Annotated in this window: 17 protein-coding genes; 16 read left to right on the top strand and 1 reads right to left on the bottom strand. The window is 61.0% G+C overall.

From position 1 onward, the window contains the following. The first annotated feature begins 15 nt into the window (after positions 1-15). From A3AY_RS0113955 to A3AY_RS0113900, 12 genes are all read left to right on the top strand, one after another. Positions 16-1,128, top strand: a complete 1,113-nt coding sequence (locus tag A3AY_RS0113955; protein WP_018326281.1) for an aminomethyl transferase family protein — start codon at positions 16-18, stop codon at positions 1,126-1,128. Positions 1,129-1,143: 15 nt separating this feature from the next. Beyond that, entirely contained in the window at positions 1,144-1,893 is a 750-nt protein-coding gene (locus A3AY_RS0113950; protein WP_018326280.1) for an electron transfer flavoprotein subunit beta/FixA family protein, read from the top strand. Positions 1,894-1,917: 24 nt separating this feature from the next. Then, a complete protein-coding gene (locus A3AY_RS0113945; RefSeq protein WP_018326279.1) occupies positions 1,918-2,847 on the top strand; it encodes an electron transfer flavoprotein subunit alpha/FixB family protein in 930 nt (309 codons plus the stop codon). Between the two features lie 26 nt (positions 2,848-2,873). Then, on the top strand, positions 2,874-3,758 hold the full coding sequence (purU, locus tag A3AY_RS0113940) for a formyltetrahydrofolate deformylase (RefSeq protein ID WP_026203423.1): 885 nt from the start codon (positions 2,874-2,876) through the stop codon (positions 3,756-3,758). Between the two features lie 3 nt (positions 3,759-3,761). Further along, positions 3,762-4,664 (top strand): bifunctional methylenetetrahydrofolate dehydrogenase/methenyltetrahydrofolate cyclohydrolase FolD, encoded by a 903-nt coding sequence (folD, locus tag A3AY_RS0113935; RefSeq protein ID WP_018326277.1) that lies wholly within the window; start codon positions 3,762-3,764, stop codon positions 4,662-4,664. A 19-nt stretch (positions 4,665-4,683) separates the two neighbouring features. Continuing rightward, positions 4,684-6,336 carry an electron transfer flavoprotein-ubiquinone oxidoreductase gene (locus A3AY_RS0113930; protein WP_026203422.1) on the top strand — a complete coding sequence of 551 codons (1,653 nt, stop codon included), beginning with the start codon at positions 4,684-4,686 and terminating at the stop codon, positions 6,334-6,336. A gap of 5 nt (positions 6,337-6,341) precedes the next feature. Next, a complete protein-coding gene (locus tag A3AY_RS0113925; protein WP_018326275.1) occupies positions 6,342-6,818 on the top strand; it encodes a hypothetical protein in 477 nt (158 codons plus the stop codon). 120 nt (positions 6,819-6,938) lie between these two features. Continuing rightward, positions 6,939-7,211, top strand: coding sequence for a hypothetical protein (locus tag A3AY_RS0113920; protein ID WP_018326274.1), 273 nt, complete (start codon positions 6,939-6,941; stop codon positions 7,209-7,211). Positions 7,212-7,488: 277 nt separating this feature from the next. Then, positions 7,489-7,665, top strand: a complete 177-nt coding sequence (locus A3AY_RS39720; protein ID WP_018326273.1) for a hypothetical protein — start codon at positions 7,489-7,491, stop codon at positions 7,663-7,665. Between the two features lie 186 nt (positions 7,666-7,851). Beyond that, positions 7,852-8,889: a DUF3991 and toprim domain-containing protein gene (locus A3AY_RS0113910; protein WP_026203421.1), complete on the top strand. Its 1,038-nt coding sequence runs from the start codon at positions 7,852-7,854 to the stop codon at positions 8,887-8,889. 64 nt (positions 8,890-8,953) lie between these two features. After that, on the top strand, positions 8,954-9,559 hold the full coding sequence (locus tag A3AY_RS0113905; protein ID WP_018326272.1) for a DUF1419 domain-containing protein: 606 nt from the start codon (positions 8,954-8,956) through the stop codon (positions 9,557-9,559). A gap of 89 nt (positions 9,560-9,648) precedes the next feature. Continuing rightward, on the top strand, positions 9,649-14,739 hold the full coding sequence (locus A3AY_RS0113900) for a DEAD/DEAH box helicase family protein (protein ID WP_018326271.1): 5,091 nt from the start codon (positions 9,649-9,651) through the stop codon (positions 14,737-14,739). A gap of 131 nt (positions 14,740-14,870) precedes the next feature. On the opposite strand, the gene A3AY_RS35275 is transcribed toward A3AY_RS0113900, so the two are convergent. Beyond that, a complete protein-coding gene (locus tag A3AY_RS35275; protein WP_040668717.1) occupies positions 14,871-15,149 on the bottom strand; it encodes a hypothetical protein in 279 nt (92 codons plus the stop codon). A 531-nt stretch (positions 15,150-15,680) separates the two neighbouring features. On the opposite strand from A3AY_RS35275, the gene A3AY_RS0113890 reads away from it, so the two are divergent. The 4 genes from A3AY_RS0113890 to A3AY_RS0113875 all read left to right on the top strand — a co-directional run bounded on the left by A3AY_RS0113890 (position 15,681) and on the right by A3AY_RS0113875 (position 19,603). Beyond that, positions 15,681-17,438: a ParB N-terminal domain-containing protein gene (locus A3AY_RS0113890; protein WP_018326269.1), complete on the top strand. Its 1,758-nt coding sequence runs from the start codon at positions 15,681-15,683 to the stop codon at positions 17,436-17,438. Then, on the top strand, positions 17,435-18,328 hold the full coding sequence (locus A3AY_RS0113885; protein WP_018326268.1) for a DUF7007 domain-containing protein: 894 nt from the start codon (positions 17,435-17,437) through the stop codon (positions 18,326-18,328). The genes A3AY_RS0113890 and A3AY_RS0113885 overlap by 4 nt, the downstream gene beginning before the upstream one ends. After that, entirely contained in the window at positions 18,325-18,597 is a 273-nt protein-coding gene (locus A3AY_RS0113880; RefSeq protein ID WP_018326267.1) for a hypothetical protein, read from the top strand. Before A3AY_RS0113885 ends, A3AY_RS0113880 begins: the two co-directional genes overlap by 4 nt. Positions 18,598-19,015: 418 nt before the next feature. After that, a complete protein-coding gene (locus tag A3AY_RS0113875) occupies positions 19,016-19,603 on the top strand; it encodes a hypothetical protein (protein ID WP_026203420.1) in 588 nt (195 codons plus the stop codon). Positions 19,604-19,682: the final 79 nt, after the last annotated feature.

The raw sequence follows: 19,682 nt of genomic DNA, 5'->3' as shown, positions 1-19,682 counted from the left end.
AAGGGATCGACAATCATGACCGCAAAACGGACGCCGCTTTATCACGCCTTCAAGGCGCGCAATGCCGAGATGGCCGAGAAGGCCCATTTTCTCACCGCCAACGTCTTTACGGATGCGAAATCAGAACATGAGGCCGTGCGAAACGCGGCAGGCCTGTTCGAGATTTTCGGGCAGTTTCTTGTCGAAGTCGCAGGCGCAAAAGCCGAGACATTTCTGAACGAGACGTTCGTGGCGGATATGTCAAAGGTCGCTCCGGGAAGGGGCATCTATGGCGGCATCCTGAACGAAAATGGCGGCTTCATCGACGATGTTATCACCTATCGTCCGGCGCCGGACACGTTCTGGGTCGTTCCTGCGCCCCATCGTGTCGAAAAGGTCGAAGCCTACCTCAAGGAGTGCGGAAAGCCTTACGGCGTGCACGTCGTTTCGCTCGGATATCGATACGTGTCGCTTTCCCTTCAGGGGCCGCAGTCACGTGCCTGCCTGGAGCGCGTTACGAGTGAGGATGTTTCGGGCCAAGCGCTTCCTGGTTTCGGGATGGTGAAGGCAACGGTAGCCGGCGTGGACGACGTCATCGTCACGCGAACGGGTTTCACCGGAGAACTTGGCTACGAGCTCTGGGTGCCGACCGAGCACATCGAGAGTTTCTATGACGCCCTCCTGGAAGCTGGCAAGCCGCTCGGGCTCGTGCCGTGCGGGGCCGGGTCGATGGGCTCGCTTCGTATCGAGAAGCGTTTTCCGATCTGGGGCCGGGATATCGGTGAGGACACGACACCCGTTGAAGCGGGATTGGGTTGGACCGTGAAACCGAAGGACTCATCCTATCCTGGCAAGGCGGTTGTCGAACGACAGAAGCAGGACGGAGTGGAGCGCATGCTCGTTCTTCTCGAACTTCCTGTCGGTTCTGTTCTTCCCGCCATTGGAACGGTGGTGAAGCTTGGTGGTGACGCCATCGGAAAAGTCACCTCGGCTGCGCATGGACACACTGTCGGGCACGGACTTGCCTTGGCTTACGTCCAGATCGCCTGCGCAGGCGACGGACAAGTTCTCACACTGGAAGATGGGACAGGTGTCACGGTTCGCAGGACCGCCGTCTACGACCCAAAGTCCGTCCGTTCGCGTGCTTGAGCAGGAGGATCGGTCATGAAAATTCTGGTCACAGTCAAGCGCGTTGTCGACTACAACGTGAAGATCCGCGTCAAGACGGACGGTTCGGGCGTCGAGCTTACCAACGTCAAGATGTCGATGAACCCGTTCGACGAAATTTCGGTCGAAGAAGCCCTGCGCCTGAAGGAAGCCGGCAAGGCGTCCGAAGTCGTTGTCGTATCCATCGGCCCGGCCAAGGCGGAGGAGACGCTGCGCACGGCACTCGCCATGGGCGCGGATCGCGCCATTCTGGTCGAGACCGATGACGTTATCGAACCGCTGGCAGTGGCCAAGATCGTCAAGGGCGTCGTCGAAGCCGAACAGCCCGGCCTCGTCATCGTCGGCAAGCAGGCGATCGACGACGACAGCAACCAGACCGGACAGATGCTGTCGGCCCTGCTTGGCTGGGCACAGGGCACATTTGCCTCCAAGGTAGAGATCGGCGACGGCAAGGCGCAAGTGACGCGCGAAGTCGATGGCGGTCTGCAGACCATCGAGATCAAGCTTCCGGCCGTGGTTACTACGGATCTTCGCCTGAACGAGCCGCGCTACGCCTCGCTGCCGAACATCATGAAGGCCAAGAAGAAGCCGCTCGACAAGAAGACGCCCGCCGATTTCGGCGTCGACACGACGCCGCGCCTCAAGGTCCTCAAGACCGAAGAGCCGGGTGGTCGTAAGGCTGGCATCAAGGTCAAGTCCGTCGCCGAGCTTGTCGACAAGCTGAAAAACGAAGCCGGCCTTCTGTAAGGTTCAGGAAAGGAATATACGATCATGACCATTCTTCTTCTGGCTGACCACGACAATGCAACGCTTTCGGACCAGACGGCCAAGACGCTGACCGCAGCCGCAAAGATCGGTGGCGACGTGCATGTGCTGGTCGCCGGCAAGGGCGCGCAGGCCGCAGCCGACGCAGCCGCCAAGCTGTCGGGCGTCGCCAAGGTGCTGCTGGCCGATAGCGACGATCTGGCCAACAATCTGGCCGAGCCGCTGGCAGCCCTGATCGTCTCGCTGGCGCCGGCCTATGACACCATCATCACGGCGGCGACCTCCGTGGGCAAGAACGTCGCACCGCGCGTCGCGGCCCTGCTCGACGTGGCGCAGATCTCGGAAATCACCGAGGTCGTCTCGGCAGACACCTTCAAGCGGCCGATCTATGCCGGTAATGCCATCCAGACCGTCCAGTCGGGAGATGCCAAGAAGGTCATCACCGTGCGCACGGCCAGCTTCGCCTCGAACGGTGACGGCGGTTCGGCTGCGGTTGAAGCCATCGCGGCTGCCGCCAATCCCGGCCTGTCCTCCTTCGTTGGCGATGCTTTGTCCTCGTCGGACCGTCCGGAACTGACCTCGGCAAAGATCATCATCTCGGGTGGCCGCGCACTCGGCTCGTCGGAAAAATTCCAGGAGGTCATCCTTCCTGTTGCCGATAAGCTCGGCGCCGCCGTCGGCGCATCGCGCGCCGCTGTCGACGCCGGTTATGCACCCAATGACTGGCAGGTCGGCCAGACCGGCAAGGTCGTCGCTCCGCAGCTCTACATCGCGGTCGGCATTTCCGGTGCCATCCAGCATCTCGCCGGCATGAAGGACTCGAAGATCATTGTCGCCATCAACAAGGACGAGGAAGCCCCAATCTTCCAGGTCGCAGACTACGGTCTCGTGGCTGATCTCTTTGAGGCACTACCTGATCTTGCGCAGGCCATCTAATCAACACAAATCAAATGGACCTGAAAATGAACACGTACATCCTCAACGTATCATGCGTATCGACCCGCGGAATTGTGGCCGCTATTACCGGGTTGCTGGCGGAAAAAGGCTGCAACATCGTTGACTCCTCGCAGTTCGACGATCTCAACACGGGCATGTTCTTTATGAGACTTACCTTCACTAGTGAACAAGGTGTAGGTATCCAGGAGATCACAGAGGCTTTTGAGCCCGTCCAAAAGAAGTTTGGCATGATCAGCGACTTCCATAGCGGCGACACAAAAATGAAGGTGTTGCTGATGGTGTCGCGTTTCGGCCATTGCCTCAACGATCTGCTCTACCGCTGGAAGATCGGCGCGCTGCCGATCGAGATCGTCGGCGTCGTCTCCAATCATGTCGACTACCAGAAGGTCGTCGTGAACCACGACATCCCCTTCCACCATATCCCGGTGACTAAGGCCAACAAGCCGCAGGCGGAAGCCCGTATCATGGACGTGGTTGAGCAGACCGGCACCGAACTCATTGTGCTCGCTCGCTACATGCAGATCCTGTCTGATCAGATGTGCCAGAAGATGTCGGGCAAGATTATCAACATCCATCATTCCTTCTTGCCGAGCTTCAAGGGCGCTAACCCCTACAAGCAGGCCTTCGAGCGCGGTGTGAAGCTGATTGGAGCGACGGCGCATTACGTTACGGCCGATCTTGACGAAGGACCGATCATTGAGCAGGACGTCGCCCGCATCACTCATGCGCAGTCAGCCGAGGATTACATCTCGATTGGTCGTGACGTCGAAAGCCAGGTGCTGGCCCGCGCCATCCACGCGCACATCCATCACCGCACCTTCATCAACGGGAACCGGACGGTGGTATTCCCGGCGAGCCCAGGCTCCTTCGTTTCGGAACGGATGGGCTGACCGATGGGGAGAATTATCGACGGCAAGCAGATTGCTGGGTCTGTGATTGACTCGGTGAAGACTTCCACTGAGGTCCTGGAGAAGGAGGCGGGCGTCACACCTGGTCTTGCCGTTGTGATTGTCGGCAATGATCCAGCGAGCCGCGCCTATGTTACGTCAAAAAGCAAGATGGCGAAGGAGTGCGGCTTCCTTTCCGTTCAGCACACGCTACCGGAAGAGACGACGCAAGAAGAGCTTGCGCGTCTGATCGAGACACTGAATGGCGATGAAGCGATCCACGGCATCCTTGTGCAACTGCCACTGCCTAAACATCTCAGCTCCGAGCCAGTCATTCAGTCGATCAGCCCGGAGAAGGATGTCGATGGCTTGCATGTTGTCAACGCCGGCAAGGTCACGACGGGTGACCTGGATGGCGGGCTCCTCTCCTGCACGCCCGCTGGCGCGATGGTGTTCGTTCGCCATGTCCACGGTCAAGACCTCTCAGGCCTCAACGCGGTCGTGATCGGCCGGTCCAACCTTTTCGGTAAACCAATGTCGGCCCTGCTGCTCGCCGCCAATGCCACTGTCACGACGGCGCATTCACGCACGAAAGACCTCGCCAGTGTCTGCCGGAATGCGGATATCCTTGTTGCCGCAGTAGGCCGTGCGGAGATGGTAAAGGCCGACTGGGTAAAGCCCGGCGCGACAGTCATTGATGTTGGCATCAACCGCGTTGATGCTCCGGAAAAGGGTGAGGGTAAGTCCCGCCTCGTCGGTGACGTCGCATTCGATGAATGCGCCAAGGTCGCCAGTGCCATCACCCCTGTTCCCGGTGGCGTCGGTCCGATGACAATCGCCATGTTAATGGCAAATACCGTTATCGCCGCCCACCGTAAGGCCGGCAAGACGCCACCAAAATTCTCGTAGGTAATGAGGCCCGCGCTAAATGAGAGAGATGCCTGAACGCGAAAGCATGGAATTCGACGTGGTGATCGTCGGTGCCGGACCGGCCGGTCTCTCGGCTGCGATCCGGCTGAAGCAGGTCAATCCGGAGCTGTCCGTTGTCGTGCTGGAAAAAGGCGCCGAAGTCGGCGCGCATATTCTGTCCGGCGCTGTGGTCGACCCTGTTGGCATTGACCGACTTTTGCCGGGCTGGCGCGAGGAGACGGATCATCCCTTCAAGACGCTGGTTACCGACGACCAGTTCCTGCTGCTCGGTCCGGCCGGCTCCCTGCGTCTCCCCAATGCCGCTATGCCGGGCCTGATGAGCAATCACGGCAATTACATCGTTTCGCTCGGCAATGTCTGTCGGTGGCTGGCCACCAAGGCGGAGGAACTCGGCGTCGAAATCTACCCCGGCTTTGCCGCGACTGAAGTTCTCTACAACGAGGCCGGTTCGGTCATCGGCGTGGCTACCGGCGACATGGGCATCGAGAAGAACGGCGAGCCAGGCCCTAGCTTTGCCTGCGGCATGGAGCTTCTCGGCAAGTACACGCTGATCGGCGAGGGCGTGCGCGGCTCGCTCGCCAAGCAGCTGATCGCGAAGTACGATCTCCAGAAGGATCGCGAACCGCAAAAATTCGGCATCGGCATCAAGGAACTCTGGCAGGTCAAGCCCGAGAACCACAAACAGGGCCTCGTCCAGCATTCGTTCGGCTGGCCGCTCGGCATGAAGACCGGCGGTGGCTCGTTCCTTTATCACCTCGAAGACAACACCGTCGCCGTCGGCTTCGTGGTCCACCTGAACTATAAGAATCCCTATCTCTACCCATTCGAGGAGTTTCAGCGCTTCAAGACGCATCCGGCCATTCGTGGAACGTTCGAGGGCGGCAAGCGGATCTCCTATGGCGCCCGTGCCATCACCGAAGGCGGCTGGCAGTCTGTGCCGAAGCTTACTTTCCCCGGCGGTGCGCTGATTGGCTGTTCGGCCGGCTTCGTCAACGTGCCGCGCATCAAGGGCAGCCACAATGCAGTGCTGTCGGGGATGCTAGCGGCCGACAAGCTGGCGGAAGCGATGGCGAGCGGTCGCGCTCATGACGAGGTGATCGAGATCGAAAACAGCTGGCGCGCCTCCGACATCGGCAAGGACCTGAAGCGGGTGCGCAACGTCAAGCCGCTGTGGTCGAAGTTCGGCACGGCGCTGGGCGTGGCGCTAGGCGGTCTCGACATGTGGATCAACCAGATCTTCGGCAGCTCGCCGTTCACGCTGAAGCACGGCAAGACCGACGCGGCTTCGCTGGAGCCTGCGGCCAAGCACAAGAAGATCGACTATCCCAAGCCCGACGGCGTGCTGACCTTCGACCGCCTGTCGTCGGTGTTCCTGTCCAACACCAATCATGAGGAGGACCAGCCGGTCCATCTGAAGGTGAAGGACATGGACCTGCAGAAACGGTCCGAGCACGATATCTATGCCGGCCCGTCGTCGCGCTACTGTCCGGCGGGCGTCTACGAATGGGTGGAAAAGGATGGCAGGCAAGTCTTCGTCATCAACGCCCAGAACTGCGTCCACTGCAAGACCTGTGACATCAAGGACCCCAACGAGAACATCACCTGGGCTCCGCCGCAGGGTGGCGAAGGGCCGGTCTACTCGGAGATGTAGGGACAATGAAAATTGAAGAATATACCGAGAAGCTGCGAGAGGCTCATTTTGGGGAACTCGTCGGTGAAATATTGTTTAGAGAGATGGCAATTCTCTTCCCCGATAAGGCACAAGATTTTCAGACGCTCTCAATAGTAGAGCAACTCGTCGGAAATGCTCTTGGTGAACTCCTGGAGCGATACGAAGTGCGGCCGGTGGAGAACGCGCGTGTTATTGAACTTACCAGGCATCTTCTCGCAGACATACAGCCGGACGATTGGAACGGCTGGCTACATCAGTTTCGCGACGTTCTAAAACCATTTGTGCAGGAATTTGACGACCTGTACATTCACGGCCCGTCATCAGATTTAGTGCAATTGCGTTTACTGCGCGATCACGAGCGCATGTTGTTGTCCTACGTTGATCTTGAGATCGCCGGACATAATGGTCTATCAGTCATACAGTCCTTGCTGGAAAGCTTCAATTATCGAGGCGGACGATAGTTCCATAAATATGCTTATGCAATTTTTGCTAAGCTATTGAAATAGTGTATTTAATACCACCTCTCTATCATTCGGAGTTTGTGGTAACTTGCCTCTATCGCCACCGGTCTCGAGAGATAGATGATCCGCTTCCTCAGACGATGGCTCGCACATCGCCGGGCAATACGGCGGCGATGGCAGGCTGATGCGAGGCTTCTCGCAATCTCGGATCCAGCAGGATCCTACTACGAAGCACAGCGCCGTGCGTTCCATAGCCGGTCCATTGATGATCTCGACGAGTTCTGGCACTGGTCGAAAGTCGCCAGCGAAATAGCCCGGATAGAGCCACGCGCTGAGATGGACTTCGCTGTTCTCAAAGCCTTGTCCGATCAGGAGAAAGCCGGCCGTCGCTGACTGGTGGGCTGGTCAGACAGATGCTCGGCAACAAATGCTGAGCTGGCTTCCGTGAACCATCTCCGCCGCATACCTCAATTCCCGCCGAAGCAAACCAATCCCGCTCTTTATGGATGGCGTCCTGGACCAGGTCCGGATCTCCGTCGATCAACCCACTATCGGGGTCGGCTAGCAAGCTGCCGCCGCTTGTCTTCGACTGCGCGGTGATCGCGACCGTCCCTGGTCCTTTGAGGAGCCATCGAGCGGGATCGGCCCGCTCCGGACGGAGGTTTCTCACATGGCACAGGATCTTGCACTCGCACAAAGCCACGCATTTTCGCTTTCCCGCATCCTCATGGTTCCCGTCACACTATTCAAATCCGGCGACGAATTCGGCGTCCTTCCCTCCGACGAACTCGATGACGAAGACGATCTTGAGATCGTGCATGAATATTTCCCCCGCGGGTCTCATTGAGACCCGCATGTCCCTGCCGCTGGCGACCTGTCGGCCGCAAGGGAAGCTTCGCCGCAGCAATGTGCTGCAACATTTGTCAGTTGCTTGCTGCGCCCTTGCCCCCTTTGCTCTTCGCGGCGAGTGGAGGGTGGCCCGCACATTGCGGGCATGAAGAACGGATGGCCGCGTCGCGGCTGAGGAAAAAAGATGAAACGAGAAGAGTTGGAGGCGCTGCGCGCCAAGGTCAGTTGCGAAGCCGTGCTGGAACGAGCCGGCTATGAAATCGATCTGAAGGAAAGCACGCGACGCGCCGTCAAATACCGGCGTGGCGACACCATCGTCATTGTCACGCATGACGGACGCGGCTGGTTCGATCCGCTCAGCGACGAGAAAGGCGATGTCTTCGGCCTTGCCATGTTCCTGGAAGGAATTCCATTCCCGTCCGCAACGGAAGCGGTCGCGTCAATTGTCGGGTATCAACTCTCCCGGCCGGCATGGAGGTCCTTGCGGTCTTCAGTGCCCATAAAAGACATCGGCGATCGTTGGCGCAGCCGGCCCACGCCTTCGCCCGGATCCGGTACCTGGCGCTATCTGTGCTGGGGGCGCTGGATCCCGACGGCCATCGCCCGGCAGGCTATTCGAGAGGGTGTCCTGCGGGAAGGCCCCTTCGGCAGTATGTGGGCGGCCCATGTCGATAGCGAGGGTCGCGTCGTCGGTTGGGAAGAGCGCGGTCCCGACTGGCGTGGCTTTGCCACCGGGGGCTCGAAGGTTCTTTTCCGTTTTGGACCAAGCGATGCCTCTCGTCTTTGCGTTACCGAGGCCGCGATCGACGCGATGAGCCTTGCGGCACTCGAGGGCTCGCGCGAGCAAACTCTATATCTGAGCACTGGCGGTGGGTGGTCTCCGGCGACAGATGCGGCGCTTGCCGAACTTGCTGTGCGGCCGGGACTGACACTGGTCGCGGCCACGGATGCGAATTTCCAAGGGGATGTCTATGCAGAACGATTGCGGGTGCTCGCCGAGGCGTCCGGCTGCGATTGGCAGCGATTGCGTCCGCCGGCGGAGGATTGGAACGAAGTTCTCCAAAACAGGGAAAGGGAAAAGCGGGAAAGGAAGAGCGGGAAGAACAACGAGGACTGCCGCATGCGCGCCGGCCGCATCAAGGGAGGCTCCGCCCGGCATGCGCCGGCCCTTGACCCGGCCGGACACGAGGCCGGCAGCGCGGAAGGGGTCATGAAGGACTGAAGAGGATGGCGAGGTTGAAACCACATTGCTGCCTTTGGTCCTAAACCCCGAAAGGATTAAGCTGATGACCTCGAGAGCCCTTCCCCGCAAAATCTTTCAAGGAGCGGCCAAGCGCGCCGACATGTTCCGGATGTTCGACAGGCACACGATGCGCCCCGACCGCTTTGCTGGCGACCAGTCTGCCGTCTATGCCGGCGAATGGTTCGAGATCGATGAAACCTCCTACTCCTATATGCTCGACATTCTGCCGCCGCTCTGGATGCGCGGGCCGATCTTTGCGATGCGGGAGTTCATGAGCGGTTCGGTGACCTCGGTGTTTTACGCGATCCGGATTGATGAAGCGGTCCGTTATTTTCACACCTACTGCGACCTCTCGGATCTGGCCTCTGTGGAGGCGATGCGGACCGCAATCATTGACCGCGAAACCCGACCAGTCCGGGGGATGAGCCGGGAAGAGCGGCTCGAGCATATCTGGAGCACGACAACCGACGACTATCGAGGCTATGCCGGCGCGTGTTGGCCGACGGCGATGCAGGGCCATCGTACGGTGATGCTCTACGGTGGCAGTGAAGGCACGTTCCTGAAACTGCTCGACACCCTGTCTGACGACGAGATCGCGGCAAAGCTGCCGGTGCATCTACGCCACCTCCCCTCAGCCCTGGCCGCCTGAGCCAGATCATCATTCGCAAATTTCGCGCCGATAGCGGCCTTCTCGGTGGCCGAGCGATGGCGCACGCCCTCATTTCAAGGAGCTTTCCCATGAGCAACGATCCCTTTACATCAGACATGTTCGGCTCGAGCGTGCTTTCGTCCGGCCTCGGACTTGGCGTGACAGCGTTCGGCGGGTTCTCGCCTGATGCCGCCAATGACGACGATCCGGATCCCCTGCCGCCAGCACCTGCACCCGCCCTCCCCGTCGCTGCCACGCCTGTCCGGCGCGCAAGGCTTCGAGCAAACTTCCATCTCGACGGCGACCGCGGGCTGGCCGCCTCCTGGAAGGATCGCGCCCGCGCCAATGTCGTAGCGATCCTCGTCGCCGACGGCATTGCCAAGCAAGACCGGCCGGCGACACCCAAGGAGCAGGCGCAACTGATCCGGTTCACCGGCTTCGGCGCCGGCGAGCTGGCCAATGGCATGTTTCGCCGACCGGGCGAGGTCGATTTCCGCAAAGGTTGGGATGATCTCGGCTCCTCGCTCGAAACCGCTGTCTCGGAGGCAGATTACGCCTCGCTCGCCCGCTGCACCCAATATGCGCATTTCACGCCCGAGTTCATCATCCGGGCGATCTGGGCGGGGATCGCAAAACTTGGCTGGCGCGGCGGCCGGGTACTCGAGCCGGGCATTGGCACGGGCCTCTTCCCGGCCCTGATGCCGGAGCCATATCGTGACACCGCTTACGTCACTGGGATCGAACTCGACCGTGTCACGGCGCGTATCGTCGGCCTGCTGCAGCCAAAGGCGCGCATCATCAGCGGCGACTTCGCCCGCACCGATCTGGCGCCGATCTACGATCTCGCCATCGGCAACCCGCCCTTTTCCGATCGTACTGTCCGCTCTGACCGCGCTTACCGGTCGCTTGGCCTTCGTTTGCACGACTATTTCATCGCCCGGTCGATTGACCTGCTGAAGCCCGGCGCGCTCGCCGCCTTCGCCACCTCGCATGGCACCATGGATAAGGCCGATATCACGGCACGGGAGCATATCGCCAAGTCCGCCGATCTGATCGCAGCGATCCGCCTGCCCGAAGGCAGCTTCCGTCGCGACGCCGGCACGGATGTTGTCGTCGACATCCTCTTCTTCCGCAAGCGCAAGCCCGGAGAGCCGGAGGGAAATCAGCTGTGGCTCGATGTCGATGAGATCAGGCCGGCCACCGACGACGAAGGCGCGATCAGGGTCAATCGCTGGTTTAGTCAGCATCCGGACTTCGTGCTCGGTACACACGCCCTGACCTCCGGCCCGTTCGGCGAGACCTACACATGCCGCCCACGCGATGGAGAGGATCTTGAAGCCGCCCTTGCCACTGCCATCGAGCTTCTGCCGGCTGATCTCTATGACAGCGAGCCGACACCGATCGATATTGATCTGGAGGAAGAACTCGGCGAGATCATCGATCTGCAGCCGAACGGCGGGACTGTTCGCGAGGGCAGCTTCTTCCTCGACCGGTCGAAGGGCCTGATGCAGATGCTTGACGGATCGGCCGTGCCGGTCACCGTCCGCAAGGGTCGCTCAGGCGATGGGGTCCCGGAAAAGCACGTCCGGATCGTCTCAAAGCTGATCCCGATCCGCGATGCAGTGCGCAAGGTCCTGAAGGCGCAGGAAACCGATCGGCCATGGCGCGATCTCCAGGTGCGATTGCGCATCGCCTGGTCGAGTTTTGTGCGCGATTTCGGGCCGATCAACCACACAGTCGTGTCCGTTCATGAGGATATCGAGACCGGCGAGGTCAAGGAAACTCATCGCCAACCGAACCTCGCGTCGTTTCGCGACGATCCCGATTGCTGGCTGGTCGCCTCGATCGAGGACTACGATCTGGAGACCGACACGGCAAGACCCGGCCCGATATTCTCCGAACGGGTGATTGCTCCGCCAGCCGCACCGACGATTACCTCACCTGCCGATGCGCTCGCTGTCGTGCTGAATGAACGAGGCCACGTCGATATCGACCATGTCGCCGAGCTGCTGCACAGCGATCCTGCTGATGTGGTCGACGAGCTGGGCGAGGCCATCTTCCGTAATCCGGCCGATGGATCGTGGAAGACGGCAGACGGATATCTCTCAGGGGCCGTCCGCACAAAGTTCGCCGCCGCGCAGGCCGCAGCCGAGCTCGATCCGACGTATGAGCGCAATGTCCGCGCGCTTCAGGAAGTCCAGCCGGCTGATCTCCGGCCATCCGACATCACAGCCCGCCTCGGCGCCCCGTGGATCCCGGCCGCCGATGTCGTGGCCTTCGTCAGGCAAAAGATGGAGGCGGAAATCCGCATCTACCACATGCCAGAGCTTGGGTCCTGGACGGTGGAGGCACGGCAGCTTGGTTACAGCGCCGCTGGCACATCGGAATGGGGAACGAGCCGCCGCCACGCCGGTGACCTGCTCTCTGACGCGCTCAACAGCAGGGTCCCTCAGATCTTCGACGTCTTCAAGGATGCCGGCGGCGAGCGCCGAGTGCTCAATGTCGTCGATACCGAAGCCGCGCGCGACAAGCTTCAGAAGATCAAGCTGGCGTTTCAGGACTGGGTCTGGACCGATCCGGATCGCACCGACCGGCTGGCTCGCGATTACAATGATCGCTTCAACAACATCGCGCCGCGGAAATTCGACGGCTCCCACCTGAAACTCCCTGGCGCCTCTGGCGCCTTTGTTTTGTATGGGCACCAGAAACGCGGCATCTGGCGGATCATTGCCGATGGCTCGACCTATCTTGCCCACGCCGTCGGCGCCGGTAAGACGATGACGATGGCGGCGGCCATCATGGAACAGCGGCGGCTTGGCCTGATCGCCAAGGCGATGCTGGTCGTGCCCGGTCATTGCCTGGCGCAGGCCGCCCGCGAGTTTTTAGGCCTCTATCCGAATGCCCGCATTCTCGTCGCTGACGAGACCAACTTCACCAAGGACAAGCGCGCCCGGTTTTTGTCGCGTGCGGCGACTGCAACGTGGGATGCGATCATCATCACGCATTCGGCATTTCGCTTCATCGCCGTGCCATCGGCCTTCGAGCAACAGATGATTCAGGACGAGCTGCAGCTCTACGAGGGTCTGATGGCCAAGGTCGATAGGGAGGACCGCGTCTCGCGCAAGCGCCTCGAGCGGTTGAAGGAAGGTCTGCAGGAGCGGCTCGAAGGTCTGGCGACCCGCAAAGACGACCTTCTGACGATCTCAGAAATCGGTGTCGACCAGATCGTCGTCGACGAGGCGCAGGAATTCCGCAAGCTCTCCTTTGCCACCAACATGTCGACGCTGAAGGGCATCGATCCGAACGGCTCGCAGCGCGCCTGGGATCTCTATGTGAAGTCCCGCTATATCGAAACGAGGAACCCCGGCCGCGCGCTCGTACTCGCTTCTGGCACCCCCATCACAAATACTCTCGGGGAGATGTTCTCGATCCAGCGCTTGCTCGGCCATGCAGCGCTTTCTGAGCGCGGGCTGCATGAATTCGACGCCTGGGCGTCCTGCTTTGGCGACACGACTACCGAACTAGAGATCCAGCCATCCGGCAAATATAAGCCGGTCAGCCGCTTCGCTTCCTTCGTCAATGTTCCCGAACTGATCGCCATGTTCCGCTCGTTTGCGGATGTCGTCCTGCCTGACGATCTCAGGCAATATGTGAAGGTCCCCAACATCTCGACCGGGCGCCGGCAGATCCTGACCGCCAAACCGACGGCTCTTTTCAAGACCTATCAGCAGATGCTTGACGCGCGGATCAAGGCGATCGAGCAGCGTGAGAGACCGGCCAAGCCCGGTGATGACATTCTTCTATCGGTGATCACCGATGGACGGCATGCCGCAATCGACCTGCGCTTCGTCATGCCGGCAGCTGAAAACGAGGAGGACAATAAACTCAATCGCTTGGTCCGCAATGCCCACCGGATCTGGAAGGAGACCGGGCAGGCAATCTATCGGCGCCCCGATGGGAAGACCTTCGAACTGCCCGGTGCTGCCCAGATGATCTTTTCCGATCTCGGCACGATCAATGTCGAAAAGTCCCGCGGCTTCTCGGCCTATCGTTTTATCCGCGACGAGCTGATCCGGCTCGGCGTGCCGGCATCGCAAATCGCCTTCATGCAGGACTACAAGAAGACCGAAGCCAAGCAGCGGCTGTTCGGCGACGTCCGCGCTGGCAAGGTACGGTTCCTCATTGGAAGCTCGGAGACGATGGGCACCGGGGTCAACGCCCAGCTTCGGCTGAAGGCGCTCCATCACCTGGATGTGCCATGGCTGCCGTCGCAGATCGAGCAACGGGAAGGCCGGATCGTGCGCCAGGGCAACCAGCACGACGAGGTCGATCTTTTCGCCTATGCGACGGAAGGCTCGCTCGATGCATCGATGTGGCAGAACAATGAGCGTAAGGCTCGGTTCATCGCCGCGGCCCTGTCAGGCGACACCTCGATTCGGCGGCTGGAAGATGTTGGTGAAGGGGCGGCCAACCAGTTCGCTATGGCCAAGGCGATCGCATCTGGCGATGAACGGTTGATGCAGAAGGCAGGCTTGGAGGCCGATATCGCACGGCTCGAACGGCTGCGGGCCGCCCACGAGGACGATCAATACGCCGTCCGCCGGCAGATGCGAGATGCAGAGCGCGAAATCGAGGTCTCGACGCGGCGGATCGACGAAATCAGCCAGGACATCGCGCGGCTACAGTCGACCACCGGCGAAGCCTTCACCATGACGGTGCTCGGTAAAGAACATGCCGAGCGCAAGGAGGCCGGCCGGGCGCTGATGAAGGAAATCCTCACGCTTCTGCAGCGCCAGCATGAGGGCGAGGTGCATCTCGCCACGATCGGCGGCTTCGATCTGGTCTATGAGGGTGAGCGTTTTGGCAAGGGCGATGGCTATCACTACGAGACGTTGCTCCAGCGCACTGGCGCAGAGTATCAGATCGACCTTGCAATCACGGTCACTCCATTAGGCGCGATCTCACGGCTGGAACATGGACTCGATGGGTTCGATCAGGAACAGCATCAGTATCGCCGACGTCTCGAAGAGGCCGGGCGCCGGCTGGCCTCGTACCGTTCGCGAGACGGAGGAGCGTTCGCGTTCGCTGACGACCTGAAGGAGAAAAGGCGCGAGCTACGTGATATCGAAACTCAGCTGGCGGGCGGCCTCGGCAATGAGACCAACGCGCTGGCCGCATAGCTGCATTGCACAATAAATGTTTTCCGATTGGCCAAAATCAGGCACAAAGCCTGCAGCTGATGCATATGGCGGTCACCTCCCAGTTTCGCCGCAGCAGCTGTTCCCCTCTGGAGGTCAAAGATCTCCACACTTTATGGGCCGCGGTTTACTCCGTCGGCCCTTTTTTCTTGCACATTATCATCCAGAGATATCTCATTCTGGCCAGGCTGCCGACCACGGTGCTGTTCTTCCTTGAGAGAAAAACTGTCGAGATAGCGCTGGCGCATCGTACGCATGTCGATGTCGCCACTGATCCATGCATCCAGCAGAGCCATAAAGATTGGGCCCTCGTCGATCGGCATACCACGCGACTTCGCGCGATTGATGGCGCGGTGTGCGATGGCCCTCCGGGTTTCAGGATCGGTACTCATCTTTCCTCGACTGGCACTCTTGAGGGCGGCGACATTTATCAGCGAGTATTCACGCTCGCGACTTGAATATTCCCGCCATCAACAATATCTGAGCATCACTTCCCGTTCAGATGATGTCCTGCCGCCGCAATCGCTGTGGCTTTCGACGTCGTCCGGGATCTTAAAGGGCGCTCCCCTCGCGGGTCGAGCGCCCTTTTTCGTTTCTGTTTCCGGTCGAGGTTTTTGCATGTCGTTTGCGCCTGCCCGTGCGCGAGCCGGCTCTCCGGTAGAGAAGAGGAAATGAAGGAGGGAAAGAACCGATCGCCGATCGGTCCTCCTGCCGACGCGTGCGCTCAACCGCCGCCTGCGCTATCCCGGCCACTCGTTCTTCGCAGGGCTGTCAGCCCCGCTTGTCCTTCGCAGCAGGGATGCTCGGTCGCAGTTGCGTCAGTCCGGCCGTTCGGCGGTCCGGGAGGTGTCTTCGAGAAAAAATGAAGACAGGAAGGGCTGGCATGGCGCCGGTCCGGAACCCTCTAGACAAGGACAAATCCCATGCAGATCATGAAGGTTGACCCGCGCGCTCTGAAGGAAAACCCCGACCGGATGCGCCAGTCGAAGTCGTCGCCGCAGGCCGATGCGCTGATGCTGGCGACGATCAAGGCCGTCGGCATCGTCCAGCCGCCGGTGGTCGCGCCGGAGACGGATGGTGGCAACGGCTACATCATTGACGCTGGCCATCGCCGCGTCCGCCTCGCCATCGCTGCCGGCCTCGAAGAAATCGAAATCCTCGTAGCTGATGCAGCCAACGACAATGGCGCGATGCGTTCCATGGTCGAAAACAGCGTTCGTGAAGCGCTCAATCCCGTCGATCAATGGCGAGGTATTGAACGCCTTGTTGCTCTCGGCTGGACCGAGGAAGCGATCGCCGTCGCTCTCGCTCTTCCCGTCCGTCAGATCCGCAAGCTGCGTCTGCTCGCCAATGTCCTGCCGGCCATGCTCGAGCAGATGGCGCTGGGCGACATGCCGAATGAGCAACAGTTGCGGGTGATCGCAGCGGCGGGCCAGGTCGCCCAGAAGGAGGTCTGGAAAGCGCACAAGCTCAAGAAGGGCGACACGGCGCCATGGTGGCAGATCGCAAATGCGCTCACGAAGAAGCGCATGTATGCCAGGGACGCGAGCTTCGGCGACGATCTGGCTCAGGCCTACGGCATCGAATGGGTGGAGGATCTCTTCGCACCGGCCGACGAGGACGGCCGCTACACCACCAATGTCGAAGGCTTTCTCGGTGCCCAGCACGAATGGATGACCAGCAATCTGCCGAAGCGCGGTGCGATCGTCGAGGTCAACAGTTGGGGCCAGCCGGAGCTGCCGAAGAAGGGATCCCAAGTTTACGGCAAGCCTTCCAAGTCCGACCATACGGCGCTCTACATCGATCGTGACGGCAAGGTCCAGACGGTGCATTACCGCATGCCCGAAGCGGCGAAGCCGAAGGGTGCTGTTGGCGACGGATCGGTCACTGGCGGCGATGACACCGACGCAGTCGCCACGCCGAAAGCCCGGCCCGACGTCACGCAGAAGGGCCACGACATGATCGGCGATTTCCGCACCGATGCCCTGCACGATGCGCTCGGTCGCGCGCCGATCGAGGATGATATGCTGATGGCGCTGATGGTCCTGGCGTTCGCCGGCCAGAATGTCCGCATCGACTCCGGCGCAGATGGCACCTTCTACGGCGGCAAGCGCTTCTCGCGTCATGCCGTCGGACTGTTTGACGAGCATGGCAAGCTCGCCTTCAATCAGGACACGCTTCGGGTCGCCGCCCGCTCGGTGCTGATCGACGTCCTCTCGTGCCGGCGGGGCATGTCGAACAGCGGCATGGTCGCGCGCATCGCCGGTGAGGCTATAGGCGCCGACGCGTTCCTGCCAAACATGGGCTCGGAAGATTTCCTCTTGTGCTTGTCGCGCCAGGCACTGGAAGCCTCTTGCGCTGAGGCATCGATCCAGCCGCGCCCGAAGGTCCGCGAGACGCGTACAGCGCTCGTCGAGCATTTCGCAACTAAGCACTTTGTCCATCCGTCGGGCCGCTTCGCACCGCCGGCTGACGAACTGCTCGACTGGATCCGGGCAGGCTCTGCCACAGATGTCGTCGGCGCCACGCCCGAGGATGAAGGGGAAAGCGATATCGATGATCCGTCGGAAGTTCAGGCAGAACCAGATAGCGACGACGGGGTCGAAGGCGAACCCAAGGATGCCGACCTGCCCGATGACGCTGAGCTTGACGAGGACTTCGATCAGAGGGCAGCAGCATGACGGCCGCCCTCAATTCGAACATGGCAGCATCCACCTCCGATCTTTCGGGGGTGGAGTTTGCCACCAGCGCGGACGGCCTGCCCGTGGCCCGCATCGGTGACCTGGTCCTTGGCATGATCACATCACCCAGCGGCTTTGCTTTTGTTGCAAGCGCCGGTGCGATCCGTCGGCCACTCGCAGATCTGACGCGGGCAGATTTCATCGGGCATGACGGCCGGGTGGCGGATGAAGCGGAATTCCGTGCGCGCGTCGCCGAGACCGCTGGTCACAAACGTGATCTGGCCAAGCTGCACCGCGTGCAAACCCGCATGTCGGCTAGTACACCATGGGGCGGATCGCAGATGGCGGTCGTGTACGCAGAGGGCGTCGTCGCCCACATGACATCAGGGCATGGCGGCTTCCATCTCTCGACAGAGCGCAATGCCAAGGTCCATCGGCTGCTGCGGAAGGATATGCCCTGGTACGAGGAAGACTGCGAATGGGCGATCGTCGCGATAGGTTTCCCGGACCTGTTTACCGCCTACGAGCGGTCAATGGCAGAAAAGACTTACCGTAATACCTGGCCCGACGTCTGGGAGAAAATCCATGGCCGCTCGCTCGCCGAGGGTGAGAGCTGGGTCAAGGATCGCCGGGCGTTCGATCAACGCCATGCTGCGGACTACATCGTTATGTCGGCAATCTTGTCCGATCAGCGCCCCGGTATGACGGAGGTCGTGGCGAAGATCGGCGGAGGCCATATCCGCGGTGGTGCAGAACGCCGCTTTCTGTTGGCAAGCGACGAGTATGCGGGGCGGGGGCGGTTCGGCTTCGTCACCGATCTCGCTCGCCACGCTGAATATGATGGCCCCTCCTCCTTCATTGGCTGGCGAAACCGGGGGGATGGGTCATGATCGACATCCGCCTCTTGAGGCCGCTGGCGAAAGCAATCGGCGCCCGGCGCGAGACCCCGCGGCATCTCGAGTGTCTGAACCGTCAGATTGCGGCGCGCGCCGGAAGACAGGCGACCACAGTGAAGGTCCGGAGCCGCGCGCGGCGCCGGTCCAGTCCCCGCCTCTACCATCGGGAGCTCGTCGACCGCTTTGCCTTCGAGCGCTGGGAAGAACTCGAGACGATCGCCTGCAGGCTGGCGATGCAGGAGCAGCTCATCGGGGCGTTCTAGCATCGCGACCGCGAGCCTGTGCTGAATTCGGCGATATAGGAGGACCCGGGGCGAAAGGACCTGGCGATGTCATACCCGGCTTCGATGTCATCGTCAGGGGGCTTGGCCATGTCTATCGCTTGCCTTGGGATTGATTTCGGACCCGTGCCGGACTGCCCTTCTTGTTCGCTGCGGTCTGAACCGGCGGCCGGTCGTTTCAAGGCCGCTGTCGCGCCGCGGGCGGCCGATCCAGCCTCTCTGCGCGAGGGCAGGCTCGCGGTCTGCTCAGGTCAAGACCTGCTGGCCCGCAACCCTGCCCTGCTCGCTCAGTTGGATCGGACCTGTGAAGCCGCCCGTCCCTTGCCGGTTCCTGGTTGTCCGCATCGAAGGGCAGACCGGCACGGGCCGGAACCGCTTCGCAACCAAGGAAGGAACAGATATGGCCAAGCCCTCTACCCCCAATCGCTCCAACGCCAGGTCGTTGCAACTCCGTAAGGGCGCAACCCTTGAAATGGTCCGCCTCTCCTGCCCAGACGCCACCCAGGCGTCCAAGATCGCGACAAGCTTTGGCACGGCAGTCATCGACAGCGATGGCATCCGTAGCCTCCACGAGCGGCTGATCGTTGAGACCGCCGAAAGCCTCTCCGAAGGCCTCGGCGAGAAGGCCATGCAGATCCATCTGCAGCGCATTGTCGGGGCCTTCGTCGGATCCGCGCATGGCGCCGGGCAATTCTACTCCCGCGCCGTCACAGAGGCGCGCGACGCAACGGCCAAGGCGTCAAACGATGCTCGCGACGAGGATCTCGACGGCCCGGTCGGCTATGACAGTGCCGCCCAGCGCAAGCGGGAGTTCGCGGCCGACATGGGTGTCCAGTCCCACGCGCTGCGCATGGCGGCCGAGGGCGCAGTCGCGGCTTACGAACAGGTCATCGGCGAGACCTGGAAGCCCTTCGACCGGCCGGTGGAGAACCCCGGCGCATCGCTCGACCGCAAAGCAGCCGAAGCTCAGTTGGCTGCTTTCGGATAATACGAACGGCGGGGTCGTACCCCGCCCCTTCCTTCTTGTTTCTTGGCTGGCGCCTGCATGCGCCGGCCTTTTCTCAGGT

Source organism: Rhizobium giardinii bv. giardinii H152, assembly GCF_000379605.1.
GTDB lineage: Bacteria > Pseudomonadota > Alphaproteobacteria > Rhizobiales > Rhizobiaceae > Pararhizobium > Pararhizobium giardinii.
The sequence above is the reverse complement of the archived record's forward strand: the minus strand, read 5'-3'. Positions and strand labels throughout refer to the sequence as shown.